The sequence below is a fragment of the Streptomyces pacificus genome, assembly GCF_011766325.1.
GTDB lineage: Bacteria > Actinomycetota > Actinomycetes > Streptomycetales > Streptomycetaceae > Streptomyces > Streptomyces pacificus.
In genome coordinates, this window is record NZ_BLLG01000011.1 from 140687 (window position 1) to 153047 (window position 12361).

Genomic DNA, 12361 nt, shown 5'->3' on the forward strand with positions numbered 1-12361 from the left:
GGGACTGAGCGGCGGGCGGGCCGAGCCGTCGCGGCGGGCCGGCTCAGCCCCGTCCGTCGAGCTCGATCGTCCGGGTGCGCTCCTCGGGCGTCGTGCCGAGCAGTGCCTTCTGCATCGCGGAGGCGACGTCGTCGGCGGACACCGGGTACTCCTTCCCGTCGCCCTTGGTGACCGTGATCCCGTCGAAGACCCCGTCCAGCAGTTCCGTGATGGCCTGCTTGTCGTAGACCTCCACGAGTCGTCCGTCGACCGCCTTCATCGACAGGATCCTCGGCAGGGACCTCGCCGGCCCGAACTGGATCTCCTTGCCGCCCGCCCTGATCGTGACCAGGCCGGACATGGCCGGCTCCGCGAACTCCTCCATGGCCCGGTTCAGCTCGGTCTCGGTGATCGTCGGTTCCCGGGCGGCCACGGGCAGCTCGATGTCGTTCACGATCCCCGTCTCGACCTGGGCGCGGAACGCATCCCGTACCGAGATCATCGACTGCCGGACGTCCAGCGTCCTGCCCTCCTTCCCGGGAACGGCGACGGCCCTGCCCGGCTCGAACCTGATCGTGCCCTCGGAGGCCGATCCGGACGTGCCCGCCAGATCGGTCAGGGCGACGCCGAGCTTCTCCTCGTCGACCGGGATGACCGGCTGTGCGACCCGTTCGCCGCCGAAGAGGGAACCGATGACGGACACGGGGTTGTAGTCGCTGCCCGCGGCCCCGCGGACCGTCGCCTGGCTGTCCAGGGTCAGGCCGGCCTTGTCCGGCGCGAGCTGGACCTTCTGGCCGGCGACGCTGAGCCGCAGCGGGGACGTGGCACGCTGGCCGAGCGCCGCGTCCAGCCTCGCCTGTGCCTCCTCCCTGGTGCCGCCGCCGATGTCCACGCCGAGGACGGTGGTGCCCTTGGGCACCTCGGAGTGGTTCAGCAGCAGCCCCGCGCCGTAGGCGACGGCAAGCAGGCCGAACACCCCGGCACCGGCGAGAACCAGCTTGGACCGGCCCTTCCCCGCCGGGCCGGACGACGCCGATGCCGCCGCGGAGCGCGGGGACGGCGACGGCACCGCCGAGGAACCGGACGCGGACGGCGGGGAGGTCGCGGGGTCCGGGAAGTCGGGCACGGGGAAGTCGCCGCCGCCGGGCCCGGAAGGCCAGGGGGAAGCCGCGCCGTCGGGGCCGGAGGGCTGGAACGGGGAGCGGTGCTCCGCCGGCACCACGGGGAGGCCGCTGGTGAGCGTGTCGCCCGGCACATTGCCACCGGGGCCGCCAGGGCCACCGGGGCCACCGGGACCGCCAGGGCCAGCGGGCAGGCCGGGACCGCCCAGAGGCGATTCCGGCGCGGGTTGCCGGGGAGTGAGGACGGCGGTGTCGTCGCTCATCCGCGGAGGACCTGCCTGGCCGGCCCCGCCGGCGCCCGGTGCACCGCCGGCGTGGGCTCCGGGGCCGAACGGCGAGGCGCCCGGGACGGGTCCTGCGGTGGGGCCCGCGGGGCCGGCGCCCGGGGGCCGCGGCCCGGGTGCCCCCCGGCCGGGGGCCTCCGGGTCCGGCGACGGCGCGTCCGGACCGCTGTGGGGCCGGCCCCCGCCGCCCTGCGGGCCGGTGAGCCCGGGGGCGGCGGGCACCGGCTCGTTCCGCGGGGCGGGTGCGCCCGGCGCCCGGTGCGCTCCGGTGTCCTCGGTGCGTGGTCCCGGTACCGCGTTCGCCCCGGAGCCGGGGGCGTTCGCCGGGGAGGGGACGGCGGCCCCCGACGGCGTGGGGCCGGGCGTCCTGCGCGGGGCGAACCAGTCGCTCGTCTTCTCCTCGGCCGGCTTCGCCGGGGCCTCGGCACTCCTCGCGGCCCGGTCCCCGGCGGCGGCCGCGGTGGACCGGGCGGGCGCGGGCGGGCGGGGTGCGCCCTCCGCGGGCTCACCGGCCCCGTCGCGGGATCCGGGGGCGCCCTTCCCGTCGAGGTCGCTCATAGGTGTGCGCATGACCACCGGCGGGATCGGACGCGACCCCGGGATGTTGATGCGGATGCGGGTCGTCAGCGTCGTCTCGGTCCTGGGCTCGTCCGGCTTCCGCGCGGGCGCGGGTTCGGCTGCCTCCTCCGGAGCGTCCTGCGTCGGGTGCAGCGACGGATACCGGCGGGATCCGTACGGTGGCGTCCCCGAAGGGTAAGCGGCCCCGCCGCGCCCCTGGGGACCGGAGGACGAACTGTCAGTTTCACGGCTCAAAGCAGGTTCTCCCGGTTGGCTCCGCCGCCCGTTATGTCTGGTTCTCGTTGCTGCGGGCGGCTCGGCGGCGCGCACCACCATACTGGCCGCCGCCGGGCCCTATCCGGCGACCGCTGGAAGCGGCGGCCCTCGGGCGGCCCGACGAGCGCGGGCAATTCGGCCTCAGATGGGACACGTCACTCGCCAAGTCGGCCGGAGGATCCACCCGGTTGCGGCAACCGCGTCATGGTGGCACACATCACAGCCAGCACGGCCCCCCCGAACAGGAAGACGATCTCACCGAGGCCGCCCGCGAAGAGGCCGTCGCCTTCCGGCCGTCCGGCACTCAGCAGCAGCACCGAGGCGACCCAGCCCGCAGCGGGCGCGACGACGCCGAGCTGGGTACCGGTGGCACGCAGCCCGCCGTAGAAGAGCCCGGCCGTCCCGAGCAGCGCGAGGAGCAACCCGAGCGGGAACCAGGCGGCTTGGACCAGCGAACCCGCGGATCCGACCGCCGCGCCGAGGACAACGAGACCGAGGTAGGCGGCGACACGCGCCGCCTTAGGGGGCCTGGCCTGCCGGGCTCCGGACCCGCTCATCGCCCGGTCTCCCCTGCCGCCGCCGCCGGGCCGCCCGCCGCGTCGCCGGTGTCCGCCCCGGCGAAGAGGTCGCGTTCGCGCTCGCCCGCGGGTGCGCCCGGGACTCCCCGCACCAACTGGTAGTACTCCGTGGTGAACAGCGGCTGCCCGAGGTCGTTGGAGAGCGCGAAGAAGGTCCCGTCGACGGCGATCTGCGTGGCGTGGGCACGCATCGCGGCGGCCTTGGCCACGGCGTGACGGGTGCCGTCGATCTCGGCGGTCACCTCCGAGTCGTCGACCACGCCCGGGACGTCGTCGACCGCGGCGACGCCCGCGAACTCCACGTCCGCGGCGCGCAGGCGGGCGAAGCCCTCCTCGGCCACCGAGCGCGGCACCCGGTTCCAGTAGATCTTGGCAATGCGGTGGGGAGCGCCGAGGTCGCCCCTGAAGGCCGGGTCCGCGGCGAGTTCCGCCGCGCGCATGGCGACCCGATGCGCCTGGATGTGGTCGGGGTGACCGTAACCCCCGTGCGGGTCGTATGTGATCAGAACGTGCGGCCGCACCCCGCGGATCACCTCGACGAGATGCGGTGCGGCCTCGTCCACGGGCGTGGTCCAGAACGCGCCCGGGCGGTGGTTCTGCGGGACCCCCATCATCCCCGAGTCGCGGAAGCGTCCGGCGCCGCCCAGCAGTCGGTGGTCGAGGACGCCGAGCTCCTGCATGGCAGCCGCCAGCTCGCCGGCCCGGTGCGGGCCGAGGGCGTCGTCCTCGTCCGCGGCGAGATGTCTGAGCGCGGGAGGGATCACCTCGCCCTCCTCGCCGAGAGTGCAGGTCACCAGGGTGACCAGGGCGCCTTCTGCGGCGTACCGGGCCATCGTGGCGCCGTTGTTGATCGACTCGTCGTCGGGGTGCGCATGCACCAGGAGCAGACGACGGGCTGGGAGATCCGTCATGGCTCCCAGCGTACGAGGCCGCGGTCGAGTGCCGCACCAGGCGGCGTTCGCCCCGTCGCGGCGCCCCGCACGGCCGGCACAGCGCATCGCGGTGTTACAGGATCAACCGGGGGGCCGACTGCGAAGCCGACCCGGCGCCTTGGGGCGCACCGCGCAGCACCCCGCACCGCACCGCACACCGCGCCCGCATCGCGCAGCACCGCACGCCGCACCACCCCTCGACGGGCCGACCCGGCCCGACACGGCCCGACCCGGCACTAGAACTTGAGCCCGCCGATCATGCCCGCAACGTTGGTCGTCAGTTCGGTGATGGTGGGCGCGATCGAGGAACTGGCGAGATAGAACCCGAGAAGCATGCAAACCGCCGCATGTCCGGCTTTCAGTCCGGATTTCCGGACCAGCAGGAAGACGACGATCGCCAGCAGCACCACCGCCGAAATCGAGAGTGCCACGGCGGCTCACCTCCACAGATATTCGGTCGGGAACGGGCAGCGTGCATGTGCCGGAAGGTTCCTACCCACTCGGCGCTAGGGATCATAACTATCCGTTCGGCCGCATCGATCGGTGCACGGCAGCACACGGGGGCGCACGGCCTCGGACCTCCCGGTACGTCGGGGAGGACGGCGGACCGGCACGGGCGGTACCGCGTCGGACAGGGGGTTCCCGTCAAGGAACAGCACGGCGCCCAGCGGCACTGTTCGGCGCTGAACAGCACCGGACAGCACCGGACAGCACCAGACAGCACCAGACAGCACCGGACAGCCCGCCGTGGCAGTGAACGGCACGGAACGGCGCGGCTTCCGGTGCGGTGCGTCGCAAGGCGCCGGCGCGGGCTCGCCGTCGGCCCACCCGGTTGATCCGGCAGCGCGGGAACGCGCCGGGCCTGCGCCGAGCCTGGCGCCGCGGCGGGGGCGCCGCGGCGGGCGAACGCCGCCTGGCCCGGCACTAGGTTCGCCTCCATGACCTCGAAGCAGCAACTCTCCTTCCCTCGCCAGTACGCCAGGACTCAGCGCTTCACCCTCGGCTCGCCCCGCGCGTTCACGGTGGCACCGGACGGTTCCCGGGTGGTGTTCCTCAGGTCCCCCTCGGGGACGGACCGCTCCCACCTGCTCTGGGTGCTGGACCTCGGGGACGAGGTGGGCGAGCGGGTGGCCGCGGACCCCGGGGTGCTACTGGGCGGCGCGGTCGAGGAGTTGCCCGCGCAGGAGCGCGCACGGCGGGAACGCAGCCGCGAGGTTTGCGGGGGCATCGTCGGCTACGCGGTGGACCGCGAGGTGGAGTTGGCGGCGTTCGCGCTGTCCGGCCGCCTGTTCACGGCCGAGCTGCGGGCCGGTACGGCTCGCGAACTGCCCGCAGCCGGACCGGTGATCGACCCGCGGCCGTCGCCGGACGGGCGTCTGGTCGGCTACGCGGCCGGTGGCGCGCTGCGCGTCGTGGGCGCGGAGGGCGACGGAGACCGGGCGCTCGCCGAACCGGACGGCGCGCACACATCGTACGGGGTGGCGGAGTTCGTCGCGGCCGAGGAGATGGGCCGCTCACGCGGCTTCTGGTGGTCGCCCGAGTCGGACCGGCTGCTGGTGGCGAGGGTGGACGACACCGCCGTGCGCCGCTGGTGGATCACGGACCCCGCGCATCCGGAGCGGGAGCCGGCGAGCACCGCGTACCCCGCCGCCGGGACGGCGAACGCCGCGGTGGGGCTGCTGCTGATGGGGCTCGACGGCAGGCGCACCGAGGTGGTCTGGGACCGCGAGCGGTATCCGTACCTGGCGCGGGTGCACTGGTCGCCGTCCGGCCCGCCGCTGCTGCTCGTCCAGACCCGCGACCAGCGCACTGCGCTGTACCTGGCCGTAGACCCGGAGAGCGGCGCCACGAGCACGGTGCACGTCGACGAGGACCCGGCGTGGGTCGAACTGCCGGACGGGGTGCCCGGATGGGCGCCGGGCGGCCGGCTGGTGCGGATCGCGGACGAGGGCGGGGCCCGGGTGCTGGCGGTGGGCGGCCGGCCGCTGACGGGACCGCGGCTGCACATCGGGGCGGTCCTGGATGTCGGCGCCACCGATGTGCTGGTCTCGGCGTCGGCGGGCGAGGAGGCGGTGGAGCCGGAGATCGGCGAGATCCATGTGTACCGGGTCGGCGGGCGCGGGGTGGAGCGGGTCTCGGAGGGCGCGGGGGTGCACGGGGCGGTGCGCTCGGGGGCGGTGACGGTGCTCGCGTCGGCGCGCCCCGATGACGCGGCCGGCACGACGGTCCGGGTGCTGAGGGACGGCGAACCGCTTGCCGTGATCGCCTCGTACGCACAGAAGCCGGTCCTCTCCTCCCGCGCACATTTGCTCGAAGGGGGCGCACGGCGGATTCCATGCGCCGTGCTCCTTCCACACGATCACCAGGAATCGGACGGTCCCCTTCCGGTGCTGCTGGATCCCTACGCGGGACCGCACGGCCGGCGGGTGCTCGCCGCGCACCATCCGCATCTCACCTCCCAGTGGTTCGCCGACCGGGGATTCGCCGTGGTGGTCGCGGACGGGCGCGGTGCACCGGGCCGTTCACCGGCCTGGGAGAAGGCGATCAAGGGCGATCTGACGGTCGCCCTTGAGGACCAGATCGAGGCACTGCACGCCCTGGCCGGACGGTTCCCGCTGGATCTCGGCCGGGTGGCGATCCGCGGCTGGTCCTACGGCGGCTACCTCGCGGCCCTCGCGGTGCTGCGCCGGCCCGATGTGTTCCACGCGGCGGTCGCGGGCGCGCCGGTCGCCGACTGGCGGATGTACGACACCCACTACACCGAGCGCTATCTCGGCCACCCGCAGGAGCGCCCGGAGCGGTACACGGCGAACTCCCTCGTGGCGAACGGCGCACTGGCCGAGGAGGCCGAGCCCGCCCGGCCATTGATGATCATCCATGGGATGGTGGACGACAACGTGGTGGTGGCACACAGCCTCCGGCTGTCATCGGCGCTGCTCGCCGCAGGCCGTCCCCATGAACTGATCCCGCTCACGGGCGTCACGCATATGACGCCCCAGGAGCAGGTCGCGGAGAACCTGCTGCTGCTCCAGGCGGACTTCCTGCGGCGCGCCCTGGGCACGGGCTGAGGGGAACCGGCCCGCCTCACCCCCGCCGGTCTCCGGCCGGCTCGGGAACCGGCGGCCCGGGAACGTCGTCCTTTGGCGGCATGACGGCACGGTTCACGGTCCCGGACCAGCGTTCGTGCGGAGCGCGGCCGTCTCGTCGGAGCAGGGCCGCGAGCGGCGGCGCCCCCCACAGCACCACGGCCCCGAACACGGTCGCATAGGGCAGCACCGCACCGAGCGGACCGGGCATGGCCAGGGTCCCGGTCTCGTGGACCAGGGTCAGCCAGAGCAGGGCGAGCGGGAAGTAGAGCACTCCGGTGCGCACCGTCATCCTCAGCGCTCCCGGCGGGCTCCCGTCGGGGCGGGTGACGCGGAGCAGCAGGGCACGTTTGCCGACGGTGGTGGCCATCGCGGCGGGCAGCAGCCAGAACCACAGCAGACCGAGGACGGCCCCGGCCGGCAGCGCGTGGCGCCGGCCCGTCGGCCAGTCAGCGGCGACACCGAGCAGGCCCGCGAACAGCGTCCAGACGACGAGCCAGCCGGCCGTGTCGGTCAGAAAGGCCAGGGCTCTGCGGGGCAGGGTGACGCGAGCTCCGTAGCGGCTGCGTTCGGATGCGGGGTTGTTGACCGGGAGCAGGCGGCCGAGCGGCCCTGCGACGATCCATCCGGCCATGGCTCCCGCGGTGTTGAGGATGAGGTCGTCCACGTTGAACTGGCGGTAGGGGCAGGCGTAGACGAACCACAGTCCCGTGTACTGGGTGGTCTCGAAGAACAGCGAGGTGGCGAACGCCAGCACCGCGCTGGAGAGGAACCCCCGGCGCAGGTAGTAGCGCAGATAGACGCCCAGGGGCAGCAGGAGCACGGCGTTGAGCAGGGTGGTCCACGCCGGAGCCAGGGTCACCAGGTGGGCGGGAGCCCAGTCCCCCGCCGCGGCCGTGGAGACCGTCCCGCGGAAGGCGAGCGGCTCCAGCTGGGGCCGCTCCGCATAGCGGGTGACCGCGCAGTGGCCGTCGGTGTCGGCGGGCAGCGGCACGACGGTCTGCAGCAGCGTGGCCAGAAGGTAGAAGACGAAGCTGTAGAAGACCAGCACGGGCCAGCCACCGGCTCGCCCGCGGCGGCGGTAGCCGCGGATCGCGACCGGGACCACGATCAGTGCGGCGATCAGCGGGAACACGGTGACCGCGACCTCGACGGGCAGCAGATAGGCACGGAGCACGGCGAGCGCTTTCTGCGGCGGACGCCGCCGCGGGGCCATGGAGGAGAGGAGACCGACTTCCCGGGCCAGGGCACCGGCACCGGATGCGCGTCCCGGCGGTGGATCCTCCGGCCACGCCTCAGGTTAGCGGACGGTGGCGCACGGCCGCAGCCCGCTCCGGCACGCGCCGCCACCGCCGGACCGCGGGCTGTTCTCCGCGTTCCCGGCAGCGGGCCGCCGGCCTCCGGGCCCGGCATGGCTCCGCCCCCGCCGAAGCACCGCCGGACGCATCCGGCGGACGGGTCGGGCGACCCGCGCCCCGGAGTGCGCGGTTTGCGCCCCGCCCGGTCCACGCCACCCGCACGCCCGCGAGGGGTCCAGGCTGCCGCGTCCGTGTATCAGGGCCCCGGGCCGCTTCGGCCGCATTGCCGCCCGGTCAGCGGAACTGACGGCCATTCACCGCGCTGAGGGCTTCTCCGGCCGCCAGTACCCGAGCGCGTTCACCCGGTCCTTCGGCAGGCCGAGCTCCTTGCGGACGTACGCGGTGAGGGTCCGGGTCGTCGCCGTGTCGCAGGCGATCCAGACGAACGCGTCCGACCGGTCGTCGCCGAGCAGCCCCGGCAGCGCGGCCCTCACCTCCGCCACCAGGGCGGCGCCGCCGTCCTGCCGGGGAACCCGCCGCACCTCGCGGTGGGCGGCGCCGGCCCGCAGGGGCAGATCGGCGTCCGACGGGTGCTGGGTCTCGAACCACAGGGTGGCGGGCACCTCCGGCATGGCGTCGAGCAGGGAGTTGACGGCGGGCAGCGAGGCCGGGTCCCCGACGGCGAAGATCCGCGAGGGCAGCGGGTCGGGCACGGTGAACCCGGTCCCCTGGAGGGTGGCGTCGATCCTGTCGCCCGGCTCGGCGTTGCGCGCCCAGTCGCTGGCACGGCCGTCGTGCAGCGCGAACTCCATGCTGAAGGTGCCCTGGGCGGGATCGGGGTCGACGAGGGTGAAGGCCCGCTGGTGCGGCTTGCCGGCGTCGTCGAACCAGAGGCGCACCCACATGGTGGGATGCACTCCCGTGGCGGCGAGCATGCCGCCGTCGGCGAGGTGGATCCGGCGGTAGTGGTCGGTCACCTGCTCCGCGCCCGTCACGGTGAACGCGAAGTCCCTGCCCCGGAACAGTTTGAGGACCACGCCCTCCCAGCCATGCCCCACTGCCGTCTCCTCCCCATGCGCGGACTAAGGTTAGGTCAGCCTAACCTAGGGGCTCGGCCAGTAGGAGAATTGGGGACAGTATGACGATCGAGGTCTATCGGGATGCCTGGGGCATCCCGCATCTGCGCGCCTCGAGCGCCCTGGAACTGGCCCGGGCCCAAGGCCGGAACGCCGCCGCCGACCGGGCCTGGCAGATCGAGGTCGAGCGGCACCGGGTGCAGGGCACGACAGCCGCGTTCCTGGGCGCGGACGCCGTGGCCTGGGACCGGTTCGCCCGGCAGGCCCGGCTCGCGGACACCGCACGGCGCTGCTTCGCGGCCCTGGACGCGGACACGGCCGCCTGGGTGGCGGCCTACACCGAAGGAGTCGGCGAAGGGCTCGCCGAAGGCGCGCGGAACGCACCGGAGTTCGCCACCACCGGTCTCGAACCCGGCCGCTGGGAGCCCTGGGTGCCGCTCGGCATCTGGATCTCCACCCACATCCTGTTCGCCGGGTTCCCGACCAAGCTGTGGCGGGAGGAGGTGGCACGACGGCTCGGCGACGACCTGACCACCCTGTTCGCCACCGACGGCCCCGGCACCTCGGGCAGCAACGGCTGGCTGGTCGCCGGCACCCGGACGGGGACGGGAGCGCCACTGATCGCCGGGGACCCGCACCGCTTCATCGAGGACCCGGGCGTCTACCAGCAGATCCACCTGGTGTGCCCGGGCATCGACGTCGTCGGCCTCGCGGTGCCGGGCGTCCCCGGACTCGCCCACTTCGGCCACACCGGCTCCGTCGCCTGGGCGATCACCAACGCCATGGCCGACTACCAGGACCTGTACCGCGAGCGACTGCGGCGCACCGCGGACGGGGTCGAGGCGGAGGGCCCCGACGGCTGGCGCCCGGTCGCCCACCACCGCGAGACGATCGAGGTGGCGGGTGGCGCCCCGGTCACCGTCGACGTGATCGAGACGGGACGCGGCCCGGTGATCGCCGGGGACGCCCCGGCGCCGGGCGCGGGCAGCGCGGTGCCCGGCGAAGGCAGCGCGATACCCGGCGAGGGCAGCGCGATACCGGGCGAAGGCGGCACCGCACCGGGCGAAAGCTCAGCCGCATCGGGCGAAGGCGCAGCCGCATCGGGAGGAAGCGGCACGGTGTCGGAGGCCGTCAGCCTCCGCTACCCGCCACGGGTCACCGCGGCCCTCGGCTTCGAGGCGATCCCGGCGCTCCTGCGGGCCCGCACCACCGGCGACGTCGACCGGGCCTTCGACACCTGGGTCGAGCCCGTCAATGTCGTGCAGGCGGCGGACACCGAGGGCGGACTGCTGCACCGGGTCGCCGGGCGCGTCCCGGTACGGCACGAGGCCAACCGGCTGCGGGTGGTGCCCGCATGGGAACCGGAGCACGACTGGCGTGGATGGCACGAGGCGCCCCGTGCCGAGGTCGGGGACTACGCCGTGATGGCGAACGCCCGGGGCATCGCCACTCCTCTGGGCGTGGAGTTCGCACCCCCGCACCGGGCCGACCGCATCGCCGCGCTGCTGCGGGAGTCCGGCGACTGGACGGCGCCCGGTATGGCGGCCGTCCACACCGACACCTGGCTGGCATCTGCCGCACCCCTGCTGGGTCTTCTGGCCGCGCTGGACGAGGGCGGCCTCACCCCCGGCGCCTCGGGCTTGCGGACCCGGCTGCTGGGGTGGGACCGCCGGATGGACGCCGACAGCACCGGGGCCGCGCTGTTCGCGGCCGTCCGCTCGGCCGTCGTGCGGCGGCTCGCGGCCCACCCGGCGCTGGAGCCGCTGCGCGGTCCGTTCGGGTACCCCGAGGTGTTCCTCCCCTGGCTCCATCTGCCGACGAAGATCGGGTACGCCCTGGAGAACCTGCTCACGACCGACCGGCTGCCGGGCGTCGACCGGGCCGAACTCGTCCGCGACGCCGTGAACGATGCCGCCGTGAACGATGCCGCCGTGAACGATGCCGCCGCGGCCGGCGTCACCGCGGCCGGCGGGCCGGAGGCCACCTGGGGCGAGCGCCACCGCCTCGCGCCCTGGCAGGCGCTGCCCGCCCCCGACGGCGAGGAGTGGCCGGGCCTGCCCGGCGACCACGACTGCGTGCTCTCCACCTCCAGCGTCCCCGGCGTCACCGACCTGAGCGTGCGCGGCCCCGCCGCCCGCTATGTGTGGGATCTCGCCCGGCGCGAGGACAGCCTCTGGGTGGTCCCGCTGGGTGCCCGGGGCATCCCCGGCGACACGCACCGCCGCGACCAGCTGCCGCTGTGGCTGCGCGGTGCATTCGTTCCCGTCGTCACCGACTTCGACCTGCTCACCCCCGAACACCGCACCGAGGAGACACATGACCACTGAAGCCGCCGCCGGATCGGGCACGGCCGGGACACTGCACCGGCAGACCGTCGACGGGCTGGGCACCGTGCGCATACGGCGCCTGGACCCGGCACGGGACACGGACGTCGTCCACTCCTGGGTCGGTGAGGAGCGGGCCCGTTTCTGGGGTATGGGCGAGACGAGCCGCGAGCAGGTACGGGAGATCTACGAGCACCTGGACTCGCTGACCACGCACCACGCCTTCCTGATCCTCCTCGACGACGTACCCGTGATGCTCTTCCAGACCTATGCGCCGGAGGCCGACCGGGTCAGCGAGTGCTACGAGGTCGAGCCCGGCGACATCGGGATCCATCTGATGACCGGCCCGGCCACGGGGTCTCCGCGGCCGGGCTTCACGGCGGCCCTGCTCGGAGCGCTCGTCGGCCATGTCCTCTCCGACGGGGATGTCCGACGGATCATCGCCGAGCCGGACGTGCGCAACACCCGGGCGATCGAGCGGCTGCAGCGCACCGGTTTCACGATCGGTCCGGAGATCGTCCTGCCGGAGATCGACCTGCCCGAGGTGTTCCTCCCCGAGAAGCGGGCCCGGCTGGCGGTCCTGCACCGGGAGGCGGCCGAGGCGCTGGCGCCGCGGTAGCCCCGCCCCGACCAGCCCCGACCACCCCTGTCCCGCCCGGGGCGTCCCGGGCGGGTGCCGGCCGGGACGCGCTGTGCGGGTGCCGGCACTCCCCGGGCGGGCTCCGGCCTCCGGGAGGGAGCGTCGGCACCCCGGCCCCGCACCCGCATCGGGGCCGGGGCCGTCAGCCCCCGCACCCGCGGCCCCGTGGCGGAGCCTCAACCCCGACCGGCCGCCCGAGGCAGGGGGCG

General features: G+C 74.4%; 9 protein-coding genes. 3 read left to right on the forward strand and 6 right to left on the reverse strand.

The features are described 5' to 3' along the window. Positions 1-43: 43 nt before the first annotated feature. The 4 genes from SCWH03_RS18990 to SCWH03_RS19005 form a co-directional block, all read right to left on the reverse strand. Positions 44-2197, reverse strand: a complete 2154-nt coding sequence (locus tag SCWH03_RS18990; protein WP_173265457.1) for a hypothetical protein — start codon at positions 2195-2197, stop codon at positions 44-46. Between the two features lie 176 nt (positions 2198-2373). Next, positions 2374-2775: a DUF6113 family protein gene (locus SCWH03_RS18995; protein WP_173265458.1), complete on the reverse strand. Its 402-nt coding sequence runs from the start codon at positions 2773-2775 to the stop codon at positions 2374-2376. Next, a complete protein-coding gene (gene mshB / locus SCWH03_RS19000; RefSeq protein ID WP_173265459.1) occupies positions 2772-3707 on the reverse strand; it encodes an N-acetyl-1-D-myo-inositol-2-amino-2-deoxy-alpha-D-glucopyranoside deacetylase in 936 nt (311 codons plus the stop codon). The genes SCWH03_RS18995 and mshB overlap by 4 nt, the downstream gene beginning before the upstream one ends. Positions 3708-3964: 257 nt before the next feature. After that, positions 3965-4159 carry a DUF2304 family protein gene (locus tag SCWH03_RS19005; RefSeq protein WP_093652482.1) on the reverse strand — a complete coding sequence of 65 codons (195 nt, stop codon included), beginning with the start codon at positions 4157-4159 and terminating at the stop codon, positions 3965-3967. A 507-nt stretch (positions 4160-4666) separates the two neighbouring features. On the opposite strand from SCWH03_RS19005, the gene SCWH03_RS19010 reads away from it, so the two are divergent. After that, entirely contained in the window at positions 4667-6796 is a 2130-nt protein-coding gene (locus SCWH03_RS19010) for a S9 family peptidase (RefSeq protein ID WP_173265460.1), read from the forward strand. A 16-nt stretch (positions 6797-6812) separates the two neighbouring features. On the opposite strand, the gene SCWH03_RS19015 is transcribed toward SCWH03_RS19010, so the two are convergent. Then, on the reverse strand, positions 6813-8030 hold the full coding sequence (locus SCWH03_RS19015; protein WP_254076852.1) for a VanZ family protein: 1218 nt from the start codon (positions 8028-8030) through the stop codon (positions 6813-6815). A gap of 396 nt (positions 8031-8426) precedes the next feature. Beyond that, entirely contained in the window at positions 8427-9170 is a 744-nt protein-coding gene (locus SCWH03_RS19020) for a siderophore-interacting protein (protein WP_173265461.1), read from the reverse strand. Between the two features lie 80 nt (positions 9171-9250). Here SCWH03_RS19020 and SCWH03_RS19025 point away from each other — a divergent pair, with 80 nt between their 5' ends. Beyond that, positions 9251-11515, forward strand: a complete 2265-nt coding sequence (locus SCWH03_RS19025; RefSeq protein ID WP_173265462.1) for a penicillin acylase family protein — start codon at positions 9251-9253, stop codon at positions 11513-11515. Then, positions 11505-12131 carry a GNAT family N-acetyltransferase gene (locus SCWH03_RS19030; protein ID WP_173265463.1) on the forward strand — a complete coding sequence of 209 codons (627 nt, stop codon included), beginning with the start codon at positions 11505-11507 and terminating at the stop codon, positions 12129-12131. Before SCWH03_RS19025 ends, SCWH03_RS19030 begins: the two co-directional genes overlap by 11 nt. The last annotated feature ends 230 nt before the right edge of the window (positions 12132-12361 follow it).

What these genes read in the sequence shown, in the direction of transcription:
- SCWH03_RS18995 (WP_173265458.1), bottom strand. Translation starts at nt 2,775, where the DNA reads ATGAGCGGGTCCGGAGCCCGGCAGGCCAGGCCCCCTAAGGCGGCGCGT.
- mshB (WP_173265459.1), bottom strand. Translation starts at nt 3,707, where the DNA reads ATGACGGATCTCCCAGCCCGTCGTCTGCTCCTGGTGCATGCGCACCCC.
- SCWH03_RS19010 (WP_173265460.1), top strand. Translation starts at nt 4,667, where the DNA reads ATGACCTCGAAGCAGCAACTCTCCTTCCCTCGCCAGTACGCCAGGACT.
- SCWH03_RS19015 (WP_254076852.1), bottom strand. Translation starts at nt 8,030, where the DNA reads ATGGCCCCGCGGCGGCGTCCGCCGCAGAAAGCGCTCGCCGTGCTCCGT.
- SCWH03_RS19025 (WP_173265462.1), top strand. Translation starts at nt 9,251, where the DNA reads ATGACGATCGAGGTCTATCGGGATGCCTGGGGCATCCCGCATCTGCGC.
- SCWH03_RS19030 (WP_173265463.1), top strand. Translation starts at nt 11,505, where the DNA reads ATGACCACTGAAGCCGCCGCCGGATCGGGCACGGCCGGGACACTGCAC.